The organism is Halopolyspora algeriensis (genome assembly GCF_003337235.1).
Classification (GTDB): domain Bacteria; phylum Actinomycetota; class Actinomycetes; order Mycobacteriales; family Pseudonocardiaceae; genus Haloactinomyces; species Haloactinomyces algeriensis.
Window position 1 is genome coordinate 136,828 of record NZ_QPJC01000010.1, and the last position, 22,821, is coordinate 159,648.

At 69.3% G+C, this 22,821-nt stretch carries 18 protein-coding genes and 1 pseudogene; 8 read left to right on the forward strand and 11 right to left on the reverse strand.

Going from position 1 to position 22,821, the window contains the following annotated elements:
- Positions 1-135: 135 nt before the first annotated feature.
- Both DFQ14_RS15630 and DFQ14_RS15635 read left to right on the forward strand, forming a co-directional pair.
- Positions 136-4,623, forward strand: coding sequence for a type VII secretion system-associated protein (locus tag DFQ14_RS15630; RefSeq protein WP_114454027.1), 4,488 nt, complete (start codon positions 136-138; stop codon positions 4,621-4,623).
- A gap of 285 nt (positions 4,624-4,908) precedes the next feature.
- Positions 4,909-6,426 (forward strand): S8 family serine peptidase, encoded by a 1,518-nt coding sequence (locus DFQ14_RS15635; protein WP_114454028.1) that lies wholly within the window; start codon positions 4,909-4,911, stop codon positions 6,424-6,426.
- Positions 6,427-6,563: 137 nt separating this feature from the next.
- Here the strand turns inward: DFQ14_RS15635 and DFQ14_RS15640 are convergent, their stop codons facing one another.
- Positions 6,564-9,482 (reverse strand): ATP-binding protein, encoded by a 2,919-nt coding sequence (locus DFQ14_RS15640; protein WP_114454029.1) that lies wholly within the window; start codon positions 9,480-9,482, stop codon positions 6,564-6,566.
- A gap of 213 nt (positions 9,483-9,695) precedes the next feature.
- Between DFQ14_RS15640 and DFQ14_RS15645 the strand changes: the two genes are divergently transcribed.
- Complete coding sequence (locus DFQ14_RS15645; protein ID WP_114454030.1) at positions 9,696-10,472, forward strand: enoyl-CoA hydratase-related protein; 777 nt, start codon at positions 9,696-9,698, stop codon at positions 10,470-10,472.
- A gap of 159 nt (positions 10,473-10,631) precedes the next feature.
- Here the strand turns inward: DFQ14_RS15645 and DFQ14_RS15650 are convergent, their stop codons facing one another.
- The 7 genes from DFQ14_RS15650 to DFQ14_RS15680 form a co-directional block, all read right to left on the reverse strand.
- Entirely contained in the window at positions 10,632-11,000 is a 369-nt protein-coding gene (locus DFQ14_RS15650; protein WP_246195696.1) for a barstar family protein, read from the reverse strand.
- 51 nt (positions 11,001-11,051) lie between these two features.
- Positions 11,052-11,252: a hypothetical protein gene (locus DFQ14_RS15655; RefSeq protein ID WP_114454032.1), complete on the reverse strand. Its 201-nt coding sequence runs from the start codon at positions 11,250-11,252 to the stop codon at positions 11,052-11,054.
- Positions 11,253-11,303: 51 nt separating this feature from the next.
- Positions 11,304-11,561 (reverse strand): hypothetical protein, encoded by a 258-nt coding sequence (locus DFQ14_RS15660; protein WP_246195695.1) that lies wholly within the window; start codon positions 11,559-11,561, stop codon positions 11,304-11,306.
- A gap of 95 nt (positions 11,562-11,656) precedes the next feature.
- A complete protein-coding gene (gene mmsB / locus DFQ14_RS15665) occupies positions 11,657-12,550 on the reverse strand; it encodes a 3-hydroxyisobutyrate dehydrogenase (RefSeq protein ID WP_114454034.1) in 894 nt (297 codons plus the stop codon).
- A gap of 50 nt (positions 12,551-12,600) precedes the next feature.
- Positions 12,601-13,659, reverse strand: a complete 1,059-nt coding sequence (locus DFQ14_RS15670; RefSeq protein WP_114454035.1) for an enoyl-CoA hydratase/isomerase family protein — start codon at positions 13,657-13,659, stop codon at positions 12,601-12,603.
- A complete protein-coding gene (locus DFQ14_RS15675; RefSeq protein ID WP_114454036.1) occupies positions 13,656-14,843 on the reverse strand; it encodes an isobutyryl-CoA dehydrogenase in 1,188 nt (395 codons plus the stop codon). Before DFQ14_RS15675 ends, DFQ14_RS15670 begins: the two co-directional genes overlap by 4 nt.
- A gap of 121 nt (positions 14,844-14,964) precedes the next feature.
- The gene (locus DFQ14_RS15680) at positions 14,965-16,464 is read right to left on the reverse strand and encodes a CoA-acylating methylmalonate-semialdehyde dehydrogenase (RefSeq protein ID WP_114454037.1); all 1,500 of its coding nucleotides are present in this window, start codon (positions 16,462-16,464) and stop codon (positions 14,965-14,967) included.
- A 220-nt stretch (positions 16,465-16,684) separates the two neighbouring features.
- Here DFQ14_RS15680 and DFQ14_RS15685 point away from each other — a divergent pair, with 220 nt between their 5' ends.
- Positions 16,685-17,215 carry a GNAT family N-acetyltransferase gene (locus DFQ14_RS15685; protein WP_114454038.1) on the forward strand — a complete coding sequence of 177 codons (531 nt, stop codon included), beginning with the start codon at positions 16,685-16,687 and terminating at the stop codon, positions 17,213-17,215.
- Here the strand turns inward: DFQ14_RS15685 and DFQ14_RS15690 are convergent.
- Complete coding sequence (locus DFQ14_RS15690) at positions 17,202-17,864, reverse strand: MOSC domain-containing protein (RefSeq protein ID WP_246195694.1); 663 nt, start codon at positions 17,862-17,864, stop codon at positions 17,202-17,204. The genes DFQ14_RS15685 and DFQ14_RS15690 overlap by 14 nt on opposite strands.
- Positions 17,865-17,951: 87 nt before the next feature.
- Here DFQ14_RS15690 and DFQ14_RS15695 point away from each other — a divergent pair, with 87 nt between their 5' ends.
- From DFQ14_RS15695 to DFQ14_RS15705, 3 genes and pseudogenes are all read left to right on the forward strand, one after another.
- Positions 17,952-18,191: a ribbon-helix-helix domain-containing protein gene (locus DFQ14_RS15695; protein ID WP_114454039.1), complete on the forward strand. Its 240-nt coding sequence runs from the start codon at positions 17,952-17,954 to the stop codon at positions 18,189-18,191.
- 50 nt (positions 18,192-18,241) lie between these two features.
- Positions 18,242-18,439: pseudogene (locus DFQ14_RS15700) on the forward strand (VapC toxin family PIN domain ribonuclease); the annotation flags it as partial.
- 155 nt (positions 18,440-18,594) lie between these two features.
- Positions 18,595-19,128: a DUF309 domain-containing protein gene (locus tag DFQ14_RS15705; protein WP_114454040.1), complete on the forward strand. Its 534-nt coding sequence runs from the start codon at positions 18,595-18,597 to the stop codon at positions 19,126-19,128.
- A gap of 38 nt (positions 19,129-19,166) precedes the next feature.
- Here the strand turns inward: DFQ14_RS15705 and DFQ14_RS15710 are convergent, their stop codons facing one another.
- Positions 19,167-19,697 carry a DinB family protein gene (locus tag DFQ14_RS15710; RefSeq protein WP_114454041.1) on the reverse strand — a complete coding sequence of 177 codons (531 nt, stop codon included), beginning with the start codon at positions 19,695-19,697 and terminating at the stop codon, positions 19,167-19,169.
- A 161-nt stretch (positions 19,698-19,858) separates the two neighbouring features.
- Between DFQ14_RS15710 and DFQ14_RS15715 the strand changes: the two genes are divergently transcribed.
- Positions 19,859-21,067 carry a saccharopine dehydrogenase family protein gene (locus DFQ14_RS15715; protein WP_114454071.1) on the forward strand — a complete coding sequence of 403 codons (1,209 nt, stop codon included), beginning with the start codon at positions 19,859-19,861 and terminating at the stop codon, positions 21,065-21,067.
- Positions 21,068-21,467: 400 nt separating this feature from the next.
- On the opposite strand, the gene aceA is transcribed toward DFQ14_RS15715, so the two are convergent.
- Positions 21,468-22,790, reverse strand: a complete 1,323-nt coding sequence (gene aceA / locus DFQ14_RS15720) for an isocitrate lyase (RefSeq protein ID WP_114454042.1) — start codon at positions 22,788-22,790, stop codon at positions 21,468-21,470.
- Positions 22,791-22,821 lie beyond the last annotated feature (31 nt).

The following is a 22,821-nucleotide window of genomic DNA, read 5'->3' on the forward strand; positions in this document are numbered from 1 at the left end:
CATCGGGAGCCGATCGCAGTGCGCATGCGTCGAACGGCAACCACACCGTGTCGGAAGGCAACCGGCCATCGGCGATTACTCCCGGAAGGCGCGCGACCATCGAGGCCGGACAGGAATCGGGGGAACAAGCACACGATGGACACCCAGCAATCGAGCCGACCGACCATCACGCCGGCCATGCGGGAGCAAGCAGCCCGGCAACCCAACTCGTGGCTGTACGTGGTCGATCCGATCTTCACCGATCCCGGTACCGAGGTGCCGTCCTGGGGCTTCATCGGCGGCTACCGGGTCGACGCGCAGGGTGTGCTCACCGATGACTTCTCGCCGAACCCGCACTACCGGCCCTCACCGGTGGCACTGCGGCTGCCCGCACCGGCCAACGACGTCGAGCGCGCCCTGCAACTGACCACGACGGGATACGCCCAGGGGGAGACGCTGCTGTCGGCGCTGCTGGAGGCCGAACTGATCCTGTTCGCCCAGCCCCAGGGCAGCGGGCTGTTCACCCTGGAACACGAGTCCGGGCGGCGGCAGCTGCAAGTGTTCACCTCGGACGTCCACCTGCCGACGAACTGGACCACCTGGCAACGCATGACCGGCAGGCACCTGGCCGAACACCAGCTCACCGGGATCGACGTGCAGATCAACCCGGCCAGCCAGGTCAAAGCCAGGGTCCCGGGCGAGGACCTGGTCCGGGCAGTGGGCTCGGTGCCACACCAGGCACCCTCCGTACCGCTCTCCGCACCACCTGCCGACGAGCCGACACGCACGAACATTCCCGCCCCGGGCGCGGCATCGAACACCGCAGCACCGGAAGCCACCCCGCCCGACACGGCGGGCCCGGCCACCGCGGCCCCCCGCGACCAGTCGACGAGCGAGCACGCCGACTCCGACTTCGGGCAACGATTCCTCGGCGCTCTGCTCGCCGGTGCGATCGGTGACGCGCTGGGAGCCGCGGTCGAGTTCCATCCCGTGGACCGGATTCGCAGCCGCTACGGCAAGCAGGGGGTCACCGACTACGACCGCGACGGAGACCAGCCGGGCGAGTTCACCGATGACACCCAGATGGCCCTGTTCACCCTCGAGGGGCTCATTCGCGGCCACATCGCGGTGCGTACCGCAGTGGCCGGAACACCACTGCCCGCGGTGCAACTCGCCTACCAGCGCTGGCTGCACACGCAGGGCCCCGCCTGGCAGCAAGCGGCGGGGCCGTTCCTGGACACGCATCCGGAGCCCGATGGCTGGCTGATCGAACAGCGCAGCCTGTTCAACGTGCGCTCACCCGGCAGCAGTGGCATTGCCGCCCTGCGGGAGTTCGCCGCCGGATCCGGGCCGGGCACCTTCGACCATGCCCTCCACGATTCCCGCTCCTGTGGCGGGGTCGTTCGCGCCGCGCCGGTGGCGCTGTGGTCCGACGAGCCGAAGGAGGTTTTCGAGCTCGCCAGTGCCACCGCCGCCCTGACCGACTCGAACCCGAGCGACTACCTGCCCGCCGGAGTTCTGGCCGTCCTCGTGCACCGGCTGCTCCGTGGCGAATCACTGACCGAATCGATCCGGCAGGCCCGGTCGGTGCTGGTCACCTACGCCGGCCACGTCGAGACCGACCGTGCGCTGCAGTCCGCCGTGGACCTCGCCGAGCAGGGGACACCGAAACCGGAGCGGCTCAAGGACGCTCTGGGCGGTGGCTGGTCCGGTGACGAAGCACTGGCGATCGCCGTGTGCGCGGCGCTGAGCACGGACAACACGGCCTCGGCCATCATGGTGGCGGTCAACCACTCCGGCGACAGCGACTCGACCGGCGCGATCTGCGGCAATCTCGTCGGAGCGCTGTACGGATTCGCGGCCCTGCCCGGCATGTGGCTGGGTGACCTGCAGCAACGCGAGCTCATCGAAAAGCTGGGCAGGGACGCCCTGCTCGAATTCGGCCCCCTGCCCCCGGAGTATCCGGCCGATCCACAGTGGGCGCAGCGGTATCCCGCCGACCGCGACACCGCGGAGCTGCCGTTTCCGTCCACACCGCAACCGGCGAGCGCGCCGACCGAGCAGGGCGGGGAAGGTGCCTCTCCTGCCACATCGGACCGCGCCGAGGAAGAGCAGGCACGTGAGAGCTCGACGATCACGGCAGTCCCTGCCCGGAACGCGGACGGCGCCTCCCCGGACCGGCCCGCCCGAATCCTGGGGTGTCTGCTCGGCGGTGCGGTCGGTGACGCACTGGGCTATGCCATCGAGTTCGAGCCGATCGAGGTGATCCGGCGGAAGTACGGCGGGGCAGGGCTGATCGATTTCGTCGACGCGCACCGTCCCGGCGGCTCGATCAGCGACGACACGCAGATGACCCTGTTCACGTTGGAAGGGCTCATTCGAGCGAGTATCCGACGCCGCCGCGACGGCGAGGCCGACCCGGCCACACGGATCCAGCACGCCTACCAGCGCTGGCTGCACACGCAAGGGTACGACTGGAAGGACGCGGGTGGCCCGATCGCGCAGTGGCCACCGGACGGGTGGCTGATCCGGCAACCGGGCCTGTTCGCCCGGCGCGCTCCCGGAACGACCTGCGTGCAGGCGCTGCACGACTACGCAGGCGGGAACCGGGCGGGTTCGTTCGCCAACCGGCTCAACGACTTCAAGGGCTGTGGTGGCGTGATGCGCGCCGCCCCGGCGAGCCTGTGGTCCGACGAGCCCTCCGAGGTGTTCCGGGTGGGCGCACTGTCGGGTGCGCTCACCCACGGACATCCGAGCGGCTTCCTCCCCGCGGGCACACTCGCCGTGATCGTCCAGCAGCTGCTGGCAGGTCGTCCCCTGACCGAGGCCGTCGACCGCGCGCTGGACGTACTGTCCACCTGGGAGGACCATCACGAGACCACGGCGTGCCTGCACCGGGCACGCGGGCTTGCCGCCCAGGGCAGTCCGAGCGCCGAGCGCATCCAGAACGAACTCGGCGGCGGCTGGGTCGGCGAGGAAGCGCTGGGGATCGCGGTGTATGCGGCGTTGGCGCATCCGGACTCGTTCCCCGATGCGATCGTGCTCGCCGCCAACCACTCCGGTGACAGCGACTCCACGGCCGCGATCTGCGGCAACATCATGGGCGCGGCTCTCGCGTCGACCGCGATTCCCCGGAAGTGGCGAGAGAAACTCGAACTGTGCGAGGTCATCGAGCAGCTCGCGCTGGACGCGGTACAGGAATTCGGCCCGCATCCGCCGACCGGCTCCGGATGGCTCGAACACTACCCGTGCGGAGACGGCCCCGAGCGAGCCGATTCCCCGCACAGCGGCGATCCGTCGCCGTCGACGGCGAGCACCGCATTCGTCCCGGTGGCACTCCCGGCCACCGAGACGAAGAGCCACCCCGACGAAGCAGGCAGCGCACTGTCCGAAGAGGAACGGCAACTGCTGGCGGCGTGGCGGAAGTTCCGCGGCAACGGCGATGCCCCGGCCGAATCCGCCCGGGAACTGCACGAGTTCCTGAGCGAGACACTCGGCACCGACCGGCTCGCCGACGAAGCAGCCGGTGAACCCCCACACCACACACAGCTCCCGGCGGAGACCCCGGTCGAGCTTTCCCCCCGTGAGCGCCTGTCCGGATGCCTGCTCGGCGGCGCGGTGGGGGACGCGCTCGGGGCACCCTGGATCCTGACCGATCTCGACGGGATCCAGCGGCTCCACCCGGACGGGGTCCGCGAGCTCGCCGCGGCTTTCGGTCGGCGCGGTGCCGTCACCTCCTACACCCAGCAGGCCGCCTTCGTGCTCGATGGGCTCATCCGCTCGAACATCAGCAGCAAGCTCCAAGGTGTCGGAGCGCACCGGGCGAGCATGGTGCGCTGCGCCCTGGAGCACTGGCTGTGCACGCAGGGAGTTCCCTTCGAACCGTCGATGCCGGTCAACGCCCTCGGCGAAACGGCACTCCTGCGCACTCAGCGATTCCCGGACGAGCCGAGCATGGTGGCGCTGGCCCGGTGGAGCGGCCGCCAGGACCTTCCCACCACGGCTCACCCGCCGAACACGGCCCGCAGTGCCGCAGCGACCACGCGCAGTGCCGTGGTGGGGCTGTACGCGCAGTCTCCCTCGCATGCCGTGGCTCTCGGGGTCGAGATCGGCGTGATCACGCACGGAAGTCCGGACGGATACCTGCCCGCAGGGGCCCTCGCGGGCATGGTCGGCGCGCTGGCCCAAGGCCGAAGCCTCGTCGAGAGCGTGCACATCGTCCTGACCGAACTGGACGCCTTCGAAGGCGGCGATGTCACGGCACGCGTCCTGCGCAGGGCCGTGGCACTCGCCGAGCACGGCCCCGTTGCGCCCCTCTCGCTCGAGGAGCTCGGCTCCGGCTGGGACGCACCCGCCGCGCTGGCCATCGCGGTCGCGGCAGCCCTGTCACACCCGAACTCCTACTCCGACGCGGTGTCGCTGGCCGCGACGCATTCCGGCAACAGCGCGGCCACGGCCACGATCTGCGGCAGCCTGCTGGGTGCGCGGCGGGGAGCGGAGGCGATCCCGGCGGAGTGGGTGCAGGCACTGGAGTTGCGGGAAGTTCTCGGCGAACTGCTGGCCGACGACGACCGGCGCGGGCAGGAGATCGCCGAGGAGCCAACCGTCCGACGGGCACCGAGTATCGCCCCGTCGGCCCGGTAGGTGGGCGGCTCCCCGCCGCCGAATGCACGGCGGGGAGAACAAGTGCCTTTTCGGCACGTTGCCGCCTGCTCCGTCCAACGTGGTCTCCTCTCCGCGGGAAACAACCGTGTGACCACGGGCTTTCGAAAAATGAGTACGCGTACTCAGCGTTTCCCGGATTATTCCGCGGCAGTTGCTGATCGATCCTTTCCGAACGTCGCTTGCCGGTGTTTCCGGTCACCACCGGATCACACCGGCAGCGGCTGTTCCGGCCGCCACACCGGCGGTATTACTTCAGGAGGAACGATGCAACACGCACGGAAGGCACGCAGACTCGCCGGCCTGTTCGCCGGGGCTGCGGTCGTCACCTCGTTCGGACTGGCCGGTACTGCCACGGCACAGACCGACGAGGGGAAGATCCTGCACGCGAACGGCAAAGCCTCCATCGAGGATCGCTACATCGTGGTGCTCGAGGACGCCGCCGCGAACGGCCCCGGTGGAGTCCGGGCCGCCGCGCAGGACCTCTCCGACCAGTACAGCGCGCAGGTCGAGCGCACCTACGAGCACGCGTTGCGCGGGTTCTCGGTCACGGCAGGCGAGTCCGAGGCCAAGCGGTTGGCGACCGACCCGAGCGTCAAGTACGTCGAGCAGGACCAGCGGGTCCACGCGGTGGGCACGCAGGAGAACCCCCCGTCCTACGGTCTGGACCGGATCGATCAGCGGGATCTTCCCCTGGACGGTTCCTACACGTACCCGAACGAGGGCAGCGGGGTCACGGCGTACGTGCTCGACACCGGTGTCCGGACCAGCCACAACACCTTCGAGGGCCGGGCGAGCAGCGGCTACGACTTCGTCGACGGTGACAGCACCGCCAACGACTGCAACGGCCACGGCACCCACGTGGCCGGCACCGTCGGCGGCGAGCAGTACGGCGTGGCCAAGGATGTCGACGTGGTCGGCGTGCGGGTTCTCGACTGCCAGGGTTCCGGCTCGTACTCCGGAGTGATCGACGGCATCGACTGGATCACGCAGAACGCCGACGGCCCCTCGGTGGCGAACATGAGCCTCGGCGGCCCGGCCAGCAGCGCGGTCGACGATGCGGTCAGGACCTCGATCGAGTCCGGGGTGACCTATTCCCTGGCTGCGGGAAACTCGAGCGCGGACGCCTGCAACAGCACTCCGGCCCGGGTGGCCGAAGCCATCACCGTCGGTGCCACCAACCGCCAGGATGACGAGGCGAGCTATTCGAACTACGGAAGCTGCCTCGACCTCTACGCTCCGGGCAGCAACATCACCTCCGCCTGGATCGGCAGCGACACCGACACCAACACCATCAGCGGGACCTCGATGGCGGCTCCCCACGTGGCGGGCGCTGCGGCATTGATCCTGTCGGCGAACCCCTCGGCAACCCCGGCGCAGGTCCGCGACACGATGGTCGGCACCGCAGGCACCGGCAAGGTCGGCAATCCGGGACCGGGTTCGCCGAACAAGCTGCTGTACGTCGGCGGTGACACCGGTGAGGAACCGCCGGGTGAGCCGGGGAACACGGCCCCCTCGGCGGACTTCACCGTGAGCTGCTACTACGGGTCCTGCTCGTTCGACGCGAGCAGCTCCGGTGACTCCGACGGCACCGTGACCGACTACGCGTGGGACTTCGGTGACGGCGCCACCGGGAACGGGCAGACGGTGACCCACCGCTACTCCGACGGCGGCGGCTTCACCGCCACCCTGACCGTGACCGACGACGCCGGGGCCACCGGCTCGGCAAGCACGCAGATCCGGTGCTACGCATTCGGTGGTGGATCGACGTACTGCTTCAGCTGATGCCCGACGATGCCCGTGCAACGCGGATGAGCACGGCGAGGAACGCGGCAGCGGGCCGGCAACGGTGTGCAAGCACCGCCCGGCTCGCTGCCGCATGTCCGATGTGCGTTCCGGTGGGTCGACCGCCGGGGCCCGCGTCAGTCCCGCGGCCGGGCCACGAGTTCGCTGCGGGAGCGCATGCCGAGCTTGCGCAGCACCTTGGCCGTGTGGTTCTCGACGGTGCGGCGCGACAGGAAGAGCACTTCGGCGATTTCCCGGTTGGTGCACCCGCGTTCCAGCAGACGGGTGACCTCCTGCTCGCGGGGCGAGAGCTCGTTGCCGTAACCACGGCGGCCCCGGTTCGACGGTGACCGCGTGCCCAACCGGCGCAGCAGATGCCGGCACCGGGCCGCGTCCCTCGTCGCACCGAGTCGGTCGAAGGACTCGGCCACCGCACCGAGCGCGGATTCCGCCTTGCCGGGATCTCGGCCGATACGGCAACCGGCGGCACATTCGGCGGCCAGTGCCGCGTCGTAGAACTGCGGGAGTGCCCGGTAACCGGCCGCCGCACGGTCCCACCACGCGGCAGCCCGGTCGAGTTCCCCGCGGGAGGCGTGCATCGCCGCGCGGCACGCCGAATCGGCCGGGCCGACAACCGGCGCATCCCGGTCCCGAACCGCGGCGGTGAACTCGTCGAGCACCTCGGCCGCATCGGCCATCCGGCCGCAGCGGCCGTAGACGTCGACCGCGACGGGGACGAGCCCGGCGGCCCACACCCACACGCCCTTGCTGCGGGTGACGGCCAGCCCGTTGTCGATGTCAGCCACGGCCCGTTCCGGCTCGCCACGGGCCAGATGCATCCGGGCGCGGGCTGCCGTGGCCGCTGTCACCGCGGGAGCGAACGATTCATCCGGAGCCTCGACACCGACCGCCCGCAACCGGGTCTCGGCTTCGGTCCAATCGCCCTGCGCCACGGCGATCGACCCCAGCACCAGGGACAGTTCCACCACCACCGGGTGCAGATCGGCGTAGTCGGCAGGCAGGCCACGAATGCGCTCGGCCAGACCGTCCCAGTGGCCGGTGAGCCAGTCCAGCCGGACCTCGGTGCACTGCAGTGCGGTGGCCAGGTACGGGAGTCCGCCCGACTCCCCCACTGTCCGCAGCGCGCTCGCGAGGTACTCGCGCGCCCGGGTGTGGTGGCCGATCGAGCCGAAGGCATCGGCGAGGTTGCCGTGGAGCTTGACCACGTGCCACTGCTCGGTCATCGACCGGGGGTCCCGGAGCAACCGGTCGAGATGCCGCCGCGCGCGCGGTGGATCCCCGAGATGCACCCGGGCGGGCAGGACGTTGCCGAGCAGCTCGGTGACGACTTCGGCGTTGCCGGAGCGCGCGATCACGTCCTCCGCCCGCCGCATCCACCGCCTGCTCTCCGCGATCGGTGTCGTGCCCACGTGTGCCTGCGCCAGGACGGCCATTCCGACGGCGGCCCGCGCCGGGCGGTCACGAAGATCGGTGATCGCGAGTTCGATCTGGGCGCGCCCGGCTTCCAGAGCACGCTCCTGCCGCAGCAGGAGCAGCCCGAGGCAGAGCCGCACCTCTCCGCGGGCCACTTCGGACAGTCGTCGATCGGCCAGAACATGGTCGAGTTCGGTGGAAGCATCGTGGTGGGTGGTACCGCCCACCGCCGCCACGCTGAACTTGATCGCCAGCCGATCCACGTCATCGCTTCCCGGGGCGGATTCCCGCAGCAGAGCTCGCAGCAGCTCCGTGGCCGTGGCGGTGTCACCGACCTCGGTCGCGTGGTCGGCGGCTTGCTCGCCGTAGTGCAGCCAGTCGGCGACTCGCCCGGCAGCCCTGCTGTGCTCGGCGAGCTGCACCAGGGGAACCGGTTCGGCACGGCTGAGAGCGTGCACCGCGCGAGCGTGCAGCTCCTCCCGCTGGGGACCGCTCAAGGTGTCGTAGACGGCCTGCCGGGCGAGTGCATGGCGAAAGCCGTAGCGCCGGTCCCCGGTCTCTCGGAGCACACTGCTGCGCAGAGCATGCTCCAGGGCGTCGTTGACGCTGCTTCCGACCCCGGCGACGGTTCCCAGCAAGCAGGTGCCGGCGGCGACATTGAGCACGGCCGCTGCCCGCACCACCCGTACGGCGGGCTCGGGCAGCGCTGCCAACCGCTCGGCCATGGCTTCCCGCAGCAGCACGGGCACCTCGAGATCGGCCAGCAGCCGACGCGCTGTGACCCCGTCCGCCCGCACCGCTCCCGCCGGATCCTGCAGCGCACGCAGTGTCTCCTCGATGACGAACGGGATCCCGCCCGTCCGCTCGTGCAGTTTGTCGGCGAAACCCGCCGAGACCGACTCCTGCCCGACCAGCTCCGCCGCCAGAGTGCCCACCTGTTCCCGGCCGAGCGTTCCCAACCGGATCACCGCACTGCCCGCGTTCTCCGGCGGACGGTAAGCACTCCCGAGAGGCACCCTGCCGTCGAGGTCCTCGCGCCGGTAGGTCAACAGGATCGACAGATTCGGCAGCGGCGCATCCACCAGGAAGCGCAGCAGGTCGCGCGATCCCTCGTCGGCCCAGTGCAAGTCCTCGACGACCAGGAGTACCGGTCCGGCCGCGGCGAGCAGAGCGCGCACCGCGCGAAACAACCTGTGCCGTTCGGCGGCGGGATCGCCGAGGTCGCCCGGCCGTTCGGGGAGGTACGGGGCGAGTTCGGGAAGCAGCGGGCACAGGACACCGGTCACCGGGCTCGGCTCCACCGACTTCAGCGCCGGTCCGACGGCGCGCAACGCCTCCAGGACGGGGCCGTAGGGGAACGGTTCTCGCAGCGGGCGGCACGAGCTCGCCAGCACCCGCCGCACCGCTACGGCGGGCTGTGCGAGCAGTTCCCGGACCAACCGCGACTTGCCCACACCGGCCTCGCCTTCGAGCAGCAGTACGGCGGGAGGTGCGGTCACGAGCTCGGTCATGGTGTGCAGCTCGGCGTCCCGGCCGATGAGCGTGCGGGAGCTCGTGTGGATATACGTTTCCGACAGCGGTGCCCGGTCGTCCTCGTGCGGCCCGGATACCGCTGTCGCCATTGTTCATCCTCCGAATCGGGAGCACCGTCTGACCGGAGCTCTCGGAAGAAGCGTATAACTCGGACGAGTGATGATCGTCACCTCAATGGATGGTGTGGACTCATACTATGTGCGGTCTTCACCCGGGATGCGATTGCATCTTTCGGCCTCTTCGCCGGATTCGTGCCGCGGTAACCGTGCCCTCTGCAGCCTCGACCCGATACGGTCTCCGGCATGGGCGACGAACTCGTGCACCGCACCGTGGCAGACGGAGTGGCCACCATCACGTTGGATTCACCGCACAACCGCAACGCGCTGTCGGCGCAGCTGCGCCGGGAACTGAGCGACGCGCTGACTGCCTCGCTCGACGACGACGCGGTGCGCGTGCTCGTACTGGACCACACCGGGACGGTGTTCTGCTCGGGCATGGACCTCAAGGAGTCCCGCTCCGGCGATGCCGAGGCGCAGGGCGTCAACGAGCTCCCGGCGATCCTGGAGCGGATCTGGACCAGCCCGAAGCCGGTGGTGGTCAAGGTGGCCGGGCCGGCACGGGCGGGCGGTATCGGACTGGTCGCGGCCGGTGACATCGCCGTGGCCGCGGATTCCGCCACGTTCGCCTTCAGCGAGGTACGCATCGGCGTGGTCCCCGCCGTGATCTCGACCACGGTCCTGCCCCGCCTGCACGCGCGGCAGGCCCACGAGCTGTTCCTGACCGGCGAGACCTTCGACGCGGGGCGTGCCGCGTCCATCGGCCTGCTAAACTCCGCGGTCGCCGCCGAGGACCTCGACGCCGAAGTCACCCGCTACACCGGCATGCTGGCCCGCGGGGGCCCGACGGCGCTGGCCGCGACCAAGGAGATGCTCCGCCGGCCACGCCCGTCGTCGATGAGGGAGGACTTCGCCGACATGCTCGCGCTGTCGGCCAAGCACTTCGCAGGCGAGGAAGGCCAGGAGGGTATCCGCGCCTTCGCCGAGAAGCGCGATCCTTCCTGGGTGCCGCAGCAGGGCTGACTGCTTCCGTCTTCGCGAAAGCACCCGCAACGCACAAGGCTTTCGATGGGGCCGATCGCGGTGACCGTGCCGGATGCCGACGAGGCGGCCGCCCTGCTCAACGGTCTCCGCGATCACCACGACGGTGCGTCGTGAGCGCGGAGTCGTCCGAGCCGGGGATCAGTCGCGGGTGAGCACGGCGGAGAAATCGCGGTCGGAGGCCATGTCATCGGTGGCATCGCGCAGGACCGCACTGATGCTGCGATAGGTTCTCGGATCGTGCTCGGCCAGCACCTGTGGGTCCGTCCAGACCAGCACGTGCTCGCCCTCGGACAGCCAGGACAGATCGGTCAGGCAGTCGTACAGGCCGTCCAGATCCCGACACGCCCATTCGGGGAAGGACAGCACGGCGGCGATCCCGCACAGCGCGGTGCGCTTGTTGACCAGCTCCGCTCCGTCCAACACGTGCGGAACGGCCCCGCGGTCCCTGGCCTCCTCCACGGCCTGGCGAGCAGTCACCGTGGCGGAAGGCTGCTCCGGTCCGCCCACCGGTTCTCTCCGCACACGCCTTTTCAGTAAATCCGTCGCGAACATGGCGCATCAACCATCAACATCGATGATGAACGACTCGGGCGACCGGGACTGTACTGCATCGGTGGTGAGGACGGGACCCCGGTCGGCGCCCCTGACATCGGTGTCCCGGGCCACCTCGCCATCAGCGGATCCGCGCGCGAGCCATCCGACGATCACCAGCACGATCATCCCCACGAGGGCGATCGTGATGCGTCTGCGCGAGCTCACACCGGCCCCTCCTCACCCTGCAAGCGGATCGCTCCGCCACCGCAGACATGATCAAGCACCGTGATCCCTCGCCGTGGTCTCGTGCGGATCGCGCCTCTCGCCGGGAGGGTCCTGCCTGCCCGGCGGGGGTTGTGCGCCCCGCACCCTGGTCACCCTGGCCGACACTTCGTCGATGCCACGGTCGAGCACCCGGGCCACGCCCCAGCACAGTGGCAGCAACACCACCAGCATCAGCGTGACCAGCAGCGGGTAGGGCAGCTGCACCAGCCACAGCTCCAGGCCGTCCCACCATGCGATCAGCCACTCCATCACAGAGCGCCAGGGTACGCCTGTCTCAGGCAGGCGTGGGCCGGGTGGCGTGGGAGTGCGTGCCCGCTCGATCCCCACACCACCCGGCGCCGGTGTCAGCTCGCGTCGCCGGAGCGCTGCCGGATGGAATTGATGACAGCGCCGAAGTCGTAGCCACCGCCGCCCTCGTCGTTGAACCGCTGGTAGACCTCGGTGGCGAGGCGCCCGATTTCCGCGTCGGTGCCGCTCTGCTCCGCCGCCGACACCGCGAGCTTGAGGTCTTTGAGCATGAGTGCCGCCGCGAAGCCCGGTTCGTATCCGTGATTGGCTCGGCTGGTGGAGACCATGTCCGGTACGGGGCAATTGGTGGTCAGCGACCAGCACTGGCCGGTGGAGACCGACGCGACATCGTAGAGCGCCTGGTTCGACAGGCCCAGCTGCTCTCCGAGCACGAACGCCTCACCCACCGCGATCATCGAGGCACCGAGGATGAGGTTGTTGCACATCTTCGTGACCTGCCCGTTGCCCGCACCGCCGCAGTGGATGGCCTTGCGGGCCATCGGCTCCAGGATGGGTTCGGCACGCCGGTAGGCGTCCTCGGAGCCGCCCACCATGAACGTCAGGGTTCCCGCCTCGGCACCGGCCGTGCCACCCGACACCGGAGCGTCGACGGAATCGAACCCGGCTTCGGCGGCGAGTTCGTGTGCCTTGCGGGCGTCGGCGACGTCGACCGTGGAGGAGTCGATCAGCAACGTGCCCGGCGAGACCGCGGCGAGCAGGTCGCCGTAGCAGTCCAGCAAGTGCTGCCCGCCGGGCAGCATCGTGATCACCGCGTCGACCTCGGTGGCGGCCTCGGTGGCCGAGTCGACCACCGTGACGCCGTGATCGGCAGCGGCCTGCAGCGCCTCCGCGGAGAGGTCGAAGCCCTTCACCGTGTGACCGGCCTTGACCAGGTTCGTCGACATCGGACCGCCCATGTGTCCCAGCCCGATGAATCCGATGACAGCCATGCTCGTTTCCCTTCCTCGAGAGCCGAAATCCCTGCCCGGTCGCCGGACGCTCAGCCGGACAGACCGAGGTCGCCTGCTGCCGGCGGTGCGAAGAACTCGGCGACGAACTCGTCTTCGACCTCGCCGAGATGCTGCGGGTTCCACATCGGATTGCGGTCCTTGTCCACCAGGGTCGCTCGCACGCCCTCGAGGAAGTCACCGATCCACAGGCAGGCCAGCGACACGCGGAATTCCTGGTCGAGCACTTGTTCCAGCGAGGTGAGCCCGGCAGCCGACCGCACCGAACGCAACGTGACCTTCAGCGAGGTCGGAGATTTCGTCTCGATGGCATCGGCGGCCGAGTGCGCGGCTTCCTCCGGCCGCTGCCTGAGCCGCCTGCTGATCTCCTCGACCGTGTCCGCCGAGTACGCGACGTCGATCCACGTCCGGTGCGCCTCGAGCGGGGACTCGGGAGCCGGCTCGGAGTACTTCTCCAGGACCGTGTCGACCGCACCGGTGGACAGAGCGGTGATCAGCTCCTCCAGGTTGCCGCTGTCGACGTGGTGATCGGCCAGACCGCAGTACAGGGCATCGCCCGCGCCCACCGGCTCGCCGGTCAGCGCCATGTGCGTGCCGAGCTCGCCGGGCGCGCGGGAGAGCAGGTACGTCCCTCCGACATCGGGGAAGAAGCCGATGCCGGTCTCGGGCATGCCGACCTTGGAGCGTTCGGTGACCACGCGGTGCGAGCCGTGCGCGGAGATGCCGACGCCGCCACCCATGCAGATGCCGTCCATGATGCTCACGACCGGCTTGGGGTAGCGCGCCAGCATCGCGTTCATCCGATATTCCTCGGCCCAGAAACTCCTCGGCAGCGACTCGTCCCCGGCCTTGGCGGCGTCGTACAGGGCGCGGATGTCACCACCCGCACACAGTCCCCGCTCGCCTGCTCCCTCGATCAGGACCGCGTGGATCCGGTCGTCGTGGCGCCACCGTTCCAGTGCCGCCGTGACCGAGCGGACCATGCCCAGCGTCAGCGAGTTGAGCGCCTTCGGGCGGTTGAGGGTGATGCGCCCCAACGCGCCCTGCTCGTCGAGCAGGACCTCCTGCTCCCGGGTGGCTTCCGACGTCATGATTGTTGCTCCAGCAGTCCACGGGAAATGATCAAACGCATGATCTCGTTGGTTCCTTCGAGGATTTGATGCACCCGCAAGTCGCGGACGATCTTCTCCAGTCCGTACTCGGCAAGGTATCCGTATCCACCGTGGATCTGAAGGGCTTCGTTGGCCACTGCGAATCCGTTGTCGGTGGCCATCCGCTTGGCCATGGCACACAACCGGGTGGCGTCCGATGCCTTGGCATCCAGCGCCGACGCCGCTCGCCACAGCAGCATCCTGGCCGCCTCCAGTTCGGTGGCCATGTCGGCGAGTTTGAACTGCAACGTCTGGAACTCGCCGATCTTCACGCCGAACGCGCTGCGCTCACGCACGTAGTCGAGGCTCTTGTCCAGGGCCGCCTGCGCCCCGCCGAGAGAGCAGGCGCCGATGCTGAGCCTGCCGCCGTCCAGCCCGGCCATGGCGATCCTGAAGCCGATGCCCTCCTCACCGAGCCGGTTGGCCACCGGCACCCGGACGTCGGAGAACACGACCTGGCGAGTGGGTTGCGCGTTCCACCCCATCTTGTGTTCCTCGGGGCCGAACGAGATCCCCTCGCTGTCGCCGTCGACGACGAGTGTGGAGATGCCCTTGGGGCCCTCTTGACCGGTGCGGACCATCACCACGTACACGCCGGAGCTACCGGCACCGGAGATGAACTGCTTGACTCCGTTGACCACGTAGTGGTCCCCGTCGCGCACGGCGCGGGTCTGCAGCGCCCCCGCGTCGGATCCCGCCTCGGGTTCGGTGAGGCAGTAGCTGCCGAGCCGCTCCATCGAGCACAGCGACGGCAACCATCGCTGCCGCTGCTCGTCATCGCCGTAGGCGTCGATCATCCAGGCGACCATGTTGTGGATGGAGATATAGGCGGAGATCGTCGGGCACCCGGTGGCCAGGGCCTCGAAGATCAGCGCCGAGTCGAACCGGCTCAGCCCGCTACCACCGAATCGTTCGTCGATGTAGACGCCGCCGATACCGAGTTCGCCCGCCTCGCGCAGCACGTCCACGGGGAAGTGCTTGTCCTGATCCCACTGGACCGCGTGGGGGGCGATGCGTTCGGTGGCGAACTCGCGCGCGGTCTCCTGGATCGCCCGCTGATCCTCGTTCAGCGAGAACGGTGACGCCGGTGGGGTCTCCGGCCTCGCTGTCGTTGGCGCAGCCACGGTGCCTCCTCGTCACCTCGGCGCCGGGTTTCGACGCCGAGGTTTCCCTCCTACTGCGGTTCTTCGCACGAGTGATCGACCTTGGCGGGCAGTCGGCTGCCCGGGCAGACCGATCGGGAGCTCACTCCATCGTCGGGATGGTGAAACTGGCACCTTCCTTCCGGCCGGAGGGCCAGCGCGAGGTGACCGTCTTGGTCTTGGTGTAGAAGCGGATGGAGTCCGGCCCGTGCTGGTTGAGGTCTCCGAGTCCGGAACGCTTCCACCCGCCGAAGGTGTGGTAGGCGATCGGCACCGGAATCGGCACGTTGATGCCGACCATGCCGGTGTCGACCCGTCCGGCGAATTCCCGGGCCGAATCACCGTCGCGGGTGAAGATCGCCACGCCGTTGCCGTACTCGTGTTCGCTGGGCAGGCGCAGGGCTTCCTCGTAGTCGGCGGCGCGCACCACCGACAGCACCGGCCCGAAGATCTCCTCCCGGTAGATCCGCATGTCCGTGGTGACGTGGTCGAACAGCGAACCGCCCATGAAGAAGCCGTCCTCGTGCCCCTCCTTGCGGTACCCGCGGCCATCGACGAGGAGCTCGGCGCCCTCGGAGACACCGACGCCGATGTAGTCGGTCACCTTCTGGTGAGCCTCGCGGGTGACCAGCGGGCCGAAGTCGGCGGACTCGTCGAAGCTGGTGCCGATCTCGAGCTGCTTGACCCGTTCGGTCAGCTTTTCCACCAGCGCGTTCGCGGTGGGTTCACCGACCGGCACGGCCACCGAGATCGCCATGCACCGCTCACCCGCCGAGCCGTAGCCCGCACCGATGAGCGCGTCCACCGCCTGGTCGAGGTCGGCGTCGGGCATGATGATCATGTGGTTCTTCGCGCCGCCGAAGCACTGCGCGCGCTTCCCGTGCGCGGCGGCGGTGGAGTAGATGTACTCGGCGATGTCCGAGGAACCGACGAAGCCGACCGCCTCGATCCGCTGGTCGGTCAGCACCGCGTCGACGGCGGTCTTGTCCCCGTTGACGACATTGAGCACGCCCGGGGGCAAGCCGGCCTCGATGAACAGCTCGGCCAGCCGCAGCGGCACGGACGGGTCGCGCTCGGAGGGCTTGAGCACGAACGCGTTGCCGCAGGCGATGGCCGGGGCGGCCTTCCACAGGGGGATCATCGCCGGGAAGTTGAACGGGGTGATGCCCGCGACGACGCCCAGCGGCTGGCGCATCGAGTAGACGTCGATGCCGGTGCCCGCACCCTCGCTGTACTCGCCCTTGAGCAGGTGCGGGATCCCGGTGGCGAACTCCACGACCTCCAGGCCGCGCTGCACGTCGCCCTTGGCGTCCGGGACCGTCTTGCCGTGCTCGGAGGCCAGCAGCCGCGCCAGGGAGTCCATCTCCGCGTTGCACAGTTCCAGGAACTTCATCAGAACCCGGGCGCGTTTCTGGGGGTTCCAGGCCGCCCACTCGCGCTGTGCCTCGGCCGCGTTGGTGATGGCGGCGCGGACCTCCTCGTCCGAGGCCAGTGGTACGCGAGCCTGGACCCGGCCGGTGTTCGGATCGAACACGTCACCGTAGGACCCCGACGTGCCCGCTACCCGCTTGCCGCCGATGAAGTGCTCCAACTCGTTGGCCATATCGCAACGCACCCTTCGCCGAGACCGCTCCTGCTGTTCCCCGGGCCGATCCCTCGAACCCGAATCTAGGAACCCAAACTTTTGGTACTCCAATCATTCACCGTTTCCGCCCGAATGCAACAGGGTGATCTACCTCACTGACACGAACAGGTGACCACCGGGTGCGGAGGCCGGCATCCGGCACGACCCGAGCCCCCCGCTGTGGTGTTGACTGGAGAACGTGGACGTCGACATCGCACCGTTCGATCTCGATGCGCGGCTGTGGGACACCGCCACGCTCGCCCAGGACGCCATGGCCGCGGCACACCAGCCCGGCTGGGCGCTGGCCGGGCAGTATCTCGGAGAAGTCACCGAACTTCCCGGTCTGCTTACCCTCGCCGCTCACCGGCAGGGCCGGTTGACCGGCGTGCTGATCGGTTTCCCCACCGCCAGCCGCGACTGGTGGCCGAACCAGGTACGCCCGGCCCTGGCGGCCGCGGAGAATCTGCACTGGCTCGAGGATGCCTTCGAACTCGCCGAACTGCACGTGCATCCGGAGGCGCAGGGACGCGGTCTGGGCTCGGCGCTGCTCAACGAGGCCGTGCGACACATCGAGCAGCACCGGATCGTGCTCAGCACCGGCGCCATCGGCAACCGGCCGACCCGCGGTTTCTACCGAAAGCACGGTTTCCGGACGCTCACCGCCCCGTTCCGGTGGATGGAAACGCCGCTGCGCGTCTTCGTGCTCGGGCGCGAACTCACCGACCGTTGAGCGCCGGAACGACATGCTTGGCCAGCTTGTTCGGCAGGTCGGGCAGGCTACCGGCGATGTGTTCGGCGAGTTCTCCGCGTCCCTGCGCGCGGAACGCGAAGTAGTCGGCCACGGTCACGCCGTGCTCGGGCCGCGACAGCATCTCCACGCTGTCGCCCGCACGGATCTCGCCCCGTTTCTCGACCGCGAAGTAGGCACCGGGACGACCGGCCGCCGTGAAGCGTTTGACGAGGCCGGGAATGTCCCAGAAACCGGCGAACACCGTGCACGGGATGCGCGGCCCGGTCACCCGCAGCACCGCGGTGCCGATGCGCCACCGCTGCCCGATCACCGCCTCGCTCGAGTCGCAGCCGGACAGGGTCAGGTTCTCGCCGGCATTGCCCGGCACGAGCTCCCGGCCGAGCTCGGCGGACCAGAAACGCAGATCCTCGACGTCGAAGGCGTACAGCGCCTGGTACCCGCCGCCGTGATGGTCGGTATCGGCGACCGTGTCACCGCGAACACCGGAGCCGGTCTCGCCGTCCACTCCCGCCCCGTCGAGAACGAGCGGACCGTCCACCGGACGCTTGTCGATGCCGGTCCTGCCGACGCGACCGGTCCAGTCGCCGGTCCGGACCTTGGCGATGTTCACCGATTCCACATACCCCACGGCCACAACGTATCCAGCGATCGACCGGGGGAGTGAACTGCCCACAAGGGGGTATACAACTCGGATTGATGCGTCAGCATCAGATGCATGCGCACTACACTGCGTCTGGACGACGATGTGCTGGCTGCGGTGCAGGAACGGGCTCGTCGGGAGAAGCGCTCGGCCGGGCAGGTGCTGTCCGAACTCGCCCGTCAGGCACTGACCCGGTCCGGACATCCGACCGAGACGTGGGGCAGCGGGCATCACGGGTTTCGGCCGCTGCCACACCGGGGAGCTGCCGTGTCGAACGCGCTGATCGATCAGCTCCGTGAGGACGAACCCGAGTGAGGCGGGCCCTGCTCGACGTCAACGTGCTGCTGGCCCTGTTGGACAGCGATCACGAGTTCTGGGCCTGCACGGTCAGCCTGCTGGACCCCCACCTCGTCGACCGCTCGCGGCTGCACGGTCACCGCCAGGTCACCGATGTCTACCTGCTGGCCCTGGCCGTGGCTCACGGCGGGCGCCTGGTCACCTTCGACCATTCGCTCCCGTTCTCCACCGCACACGGCGCCACCGACGACCACCTCACGGTCCTGCAGGAGGAAAGCCGAGCGCGGCGAGGACACGCCTCCCGCAGCACCAGCTATTGCTCACTCGCTCGCTTCGGGATGCCACTCGGGCGTCGACGATTTCGCCGCCAGGCCTTCGTGGTCCGGCGGAGGTACTCGGCCGACGTGGGAGACTGGAGGTCATGGGCGACGAGCACGAACAGGAAACCGAATCCGGGCGAACACGAGCTCCGGCTGGTGTGCGCCGGGACCGGGACGAGGAAGGGCGCGCCCGCAACGCCCGGCCGCGGGACGGACTCGGCAGGCCGTTGCCGCGCGAGGCCACGGGTGTGGAGCGCCAGCCCGAGGGGGTGTCGCGCACACCCGAGCAGGCACTGTCGGAAGCTCAGCAGCTGTTGGACGACGGCAAGCCCTTCCACGCCCACGAGGTGTTCGAGGACGCCTGGAAGGAATCGTCCGACCCACACGAGCGGGCACTGTGGCGCGGCCTGGCGCAACTGGCCGTCGGGATCACCCATGCCGCGCGCGGAAACACCAAGGGCGCCCAGTCCCTGCTGCGGCGGGGAGCCGACAACATCCGTCCCCACTGGAATGCCCCGCCGCACGGCATCGCCGTCGCGGGACTGGTCAACCAGGCGGAAGCCCTCGCCGACGAGCTGGACTTCCGCACCGACACCCCTGCCGCCGAGGCCCTCGCGCCCCGCCTGCGCGGCTGAGTCGGCGGTGGCGGCCGACCGGCGGTTCGCCGCCTCGGCTACTCCCCGGTCACGCCGTCGATGAGTTCCCGGGCGACATCGAGCTGGCCGACGTGGCGCGCGTACTCCTGGAGCAGGTGAAAAAGGATCTGCCCCAGACAGGGCGCCTGCCCGGGTTCGGTGAACCGGCCACCGAGCCGGGCCGAGTCGGCGAGGCCGGCACGAGCCGCCAGGGACCGCGATCGCTCGACCTCGTCGAAGTACGCGGCCAGCACACTGCTGGTGGACTCCCCGGCCACGCTCCACTCGACTTCGTCACCCCCGGGCAGGCAGGGCAGAACGTCCTCGGCCGCGAACCCCCACCGCATCCACCGTCTCTCGACCCACCCCAGGTGCCTGACCAGGCCCAGCGGCGCCCAGCCCAGCGGCTCCACCGGAGCGCGGAGCTGCTCCTCCGACAGGTCCGCGATCTTGCGCGAGAGGGCGTCGCGGTACCAGTCCAGGTACTTCAGGAGCAGCTCCTGCGAATCGAAATCCGTGACGTCCGGATCGTCGATGGGGACGGGAACCGACTGCGGTCGCTCCTGCATGTGATGATCATAGCCCCGCTACCGGAGAAAGTCGGTGACGCGGCATTCCGAAAGTATGTTACTTGCGGTAACGGTTACTTTCGGGTAGGCATGAGGTGAAGCACACCGGCCTCCGTTCCCGGCGCCGGTGCGGAACCGACGATCTTCCGGGAGGAACGACCGTGGCGGCTGAACGCACGTACGACGTGGTCGTTTTCGGAGCGACCGGATTCACCGGACGGCTCACGGCGGAGTATCTGGCGCGGCACGCCCCTGCCGGATGCCGCTGGGCACTGGCCGGGCGCAACGCCGACAAGCTCCGGGCCGTACGCGCCGGCCTCGCCGAGGTCGACCCGGCGTGCGCGGAACTGCCACTGCTGCACGCCGACACGGCCGATGCAGCGTCGATGCGCGAGCTCGCCGAGAGCACCCGGGTCGTGCTCACGACCGTCGGCCCCTTCCTGCACCACGGGGAACCGCTGGTGGCGGCTTGCGCCGATGCGGGCACCGACTACGCGGACATCACCGGTGAACCCGAGTTCGTCGACCGGATGTACCTGCGCCACCACGAGCGCGCCACCCGCAGCGGCGCCCGGATCGTGCACGCGTGCGGGTTCGACTCCGTCCCGCACGACCTCGGTGCCCTGTTCACCGTCTCGCAACTGCCCACGCGCGGCCCCGTCCACGTGGAGGGGTTCGTGCGCGCCGGGGGCCGCTTCTCCGGTGGCACGTACGCCAGCGCTCTGACCGCCTTCTCCCGCGGACGGACGATGCTGCGCACCGCACGCACCCGGCGCCGCGCCGAACCGCGACCCCCCGGCCGGCGGATCAGAACGCACACCGGCCGAGCAAGGCTCGGTGGCTCCACCCACGCGTGGGCGCTGCCCCTGCCCACGATCGACCCGCAGGTGATCGCCAGGTCGGCCGCCGCGTCCGAGGAGTACGGCCCGGACTTCACCTACGGGCACTACGCCGCGGTCAAGCGCCTGCCGATCGCCGTCGCGGGTGTGATCGCGCTCGGTGCCCTGGCCCTGCTCGCGCAGATCCCGCCCGCACGGAAGCGGCTGCTCCGGTGGTTCGAGCCGGGCTCCGGACCGAGCAGGCAGCAGCGCGCACGGAGCTGGTTCACGGTCCGATTCGCCGGCTGTGCGGACGACCGCCGGATCGTCACCGAGGTCAGCGGCGGGGATCCCGGCTACGACGAGACCTCCAAGATGCTCGCGGAGTCCGCGCTCTGCCTCGCCTTCGACACCCTGCCCGCCACCAGCGGCCAGGTCACCCCCGCGACCGCGATGGGCGAAGCGCTGATCCGGCGCCTGACCGAGGCGGGGATGCGGTTCGAGGTCCTCGACTCCGCGCCGACCGGACCGCCCTCCCGAAAGACCGGCTGACCGGCCTGGTCCCGTCCGGCCAAAAGGGACGTCCTCGCCCCCGGCACGAATAAAGTGGGCGGGATTCCCGGCGCCGGGAATCCCGCCCACTCGCACCATCGCGATCAAACACACCCCGCCACAGGGCCGCTGGTGCGTCCAGGGTGAGCGCCCTCGCAGGAGAGGGACAGGGCGCTCACGGTCTTTTTCTCTTGGAGCCTCAGAGCCCGTCTTGGAAACTTGGTCAGGTGGTGCCTGAACCGTCGTCTCAGGCGGCGCCTTGCGGCGTTGCAGGCCACATCGAGTAGCCACCTACGCCACGTGGCCTACTGCCTTGCAATGCATCCGCCTGAAACGCCGGAGCGGGTCACCCTGCTCAGGCTGATCACCCGAGCGAAAGAACCAGATCAAAGACAGGCACTCAGAACTGGGCGGCCTCGGTGGAGCCGGCCAGCGCGGTGGTGGACGAGTCCGGGTTCACCGCGGTGCTGATGAGGTCGAAGTAACCGGTGCCGGCCTCACGCTGGTGCTTGGTCGCGGTGTAGCCGTCCTTCTCGGCGGCGAACTCGCGGTCCTGCAGGTCGACGTAGGCCGTCATGTCCTCCGAGGCGTAACCCTTGGCCAGGTCGAACATGCTGTAGTTCAGCGCGTGGAAGCCGGCCAGGGTGATGAACTGGAACTTGTAGCCCATCTGGCCGAGCTCGCGCTGGAACTTGGCGATGGTGCTGTCGTCCAGGTTCTTGCGCCAGTTGAACGACGGCGAGCAGTTGTAGGCCAGCATCTGGTCCGGGTACTGGGCCTTGATCGCCTCGGCGAACCTGCGGGCCTCGTCGAGGTCCGGTGTGGAGGTCTCCATCCAGATCAGGTCGGCGTAGGGCGCGTAGGCCAGACCGCGCTCGATGCACGGCTCGATGCCGTTGTTGACCCGGTAGAAGCCCTCGCTGGTGCGCTCACCGGTGACGAACTTCTGGTCACGCTCGTCGATGTCACTGGTCAGCAGCGTGGCGGCCTGCGCGTCGGTCCGGGCGACGACCAGCGACGGCACGCCCGCGACGTCGGCGGCCAGGCGCGCGGAGTTGAGGGTCTTGATGTGCTGGCCGGTGGGGATGAGCACCTTGCCGCCCAGGTGGCCGCACTTCTTCTCCGAGGCGAGCTGGTCCTCCCAGTGCACACCGGCGGCGCCCGCCTGGATCATGCCCTTCATCAGCTCGTAGGCGTTGAGCACGCCACCGAATCCGGCCTCGGCGTCGGCCACGATCGGGGCCAGCCAGTGCCGGTCCTCGCTCTCGACCTCGGTGCCCTCGGAGTCCAGCGCCTCGGCCCAGGCGACCTGGTCGGCGCGCTTGAGCGCGTTGTTGATGCGCCGCACGACCTGCGGAACGGAGTTGGCCGGGTACAGACTCTGGTCCGGGTAGGTCTCGCCCGCGAGATTGGCGTCGGCGGCCACCTGCCAGCCGGACAGGTAGATCGCCTGAAGACCCGCGCGCACCTGCTGGACGGCCTGGTTCCCGGTCAGCGCACCGAGAGCGTGGATGTAGTCGTTCTCGTGCAGCAGGTTCCAGAGTCGCTCGGCACCCTGACGCGCCAAGGTGTGCTCTTCCTGCACCGACCCGCGGAGGCGGACGACGTCACCGGCGGAGTAGGTGCGCTCGACACCCTTCCACCGCTGGTCGGTGTCCCACTCACGCTGGAGGTCGTTGGCGGCCTGGAGGGCCTGCTCGCGAGTGCCAGGCTGGGAGCTCATGGTGTTCACCTTTCGATCGCGCTTGCGGCCT

What these genes read in the sequence shown, in the direction of transcription:
- DFQ14_RS15670 (WP_114454035.1), bottom strand. Translation starts at nt 13,659, where the DNA reads ATGACGTCGGAAGCCACCCGGGAGCAGGAGGTCCTGCTCGACGAGCAG.
- DFQ14_RS15630 (WP_114454027.1), top strand. Translation starts at nt 136, where the DNA reads ATGGACACCCAGCAATCGAGCCGACCGACCATCACGCCGGCCATGCGG.
- DFQ14_RS15710 (WP_114454041.1), bottom strand. Translation starts at nt 19,697, where the DNA reads ATGCAGGAGCGACCGCAGTCGGTTCCCGTCCCCATCGACGATCCGGAC.
- DFQ14_RS15680 (WP_114454037.1), bottom strand. Translation starts at nt 16,464, where the DNA reads ATGGCCAACGAGTTGGAGCACTTCATCGGCGGCAAGCGGGTAGCGGGC.
- DFQ14_RS15635 (WP_114454028.1), top strand. Translation starts at nt 4,909, where the DNA reads ATGCAACACGCACGGAAGGCACGCAGACTCGCCGGCCTGTTCGCCGGG.
- DFQ14_RS15660 (WP_246195695.1), bottom strand. Translation starts at nt 11,561, where the DNA reads ATGGAGTGGCTGATCGCATGGTGGGACGGCCTGGAGCTGTGGCTGGTG.
- DFQ14_RS15640 (WP_114454029.1), bottom strand. Translation starts at nt 9,482, where the DNA reads ATGGCGACAGCGGTATCCGGGCCGCACGAGGACGACCGGGCACCGCTG.
- DFQ14_RS15695 (WP_114454039.1), top strand. Translation starts at nt 17,952, where the DNA reads ATGCGCACTACACTGCGTCTGGACGACGATGTGCTGGCTGCGGTGCAG.
- DFQ14_RS15705 (WP_114454040.1), top strand. Translation starts at nt 18,595, where the DNA reads ATGGGCGACGAGCACGAACAGGAAACCGAATCCGGGCGAACACGAGCT.
- mmsB (WP_114454034.1), bottom strand. Translation starts at nt 12,550, where the DNA reads ATGGCTGTCATCGGATTCATCGGGCTGGGACACATGGGCGGTCCGATG.
- DFQ14_RS15645 (WP_114454030.1), top strand. Translation starts at nt 9,696, where the DNA reads ATGGGCGACGAACTCGTGCACCGCACCGTGGCAGACGGAGTGGCCACC.
- aceA (WP_114454042.1), bottom strand. Translation starts at nt 22,790, where the DNA reads ATGAGCTCCCAGCCTGGCACTCGCGAGCAGGCCCTCCAGGCCGCCAAC.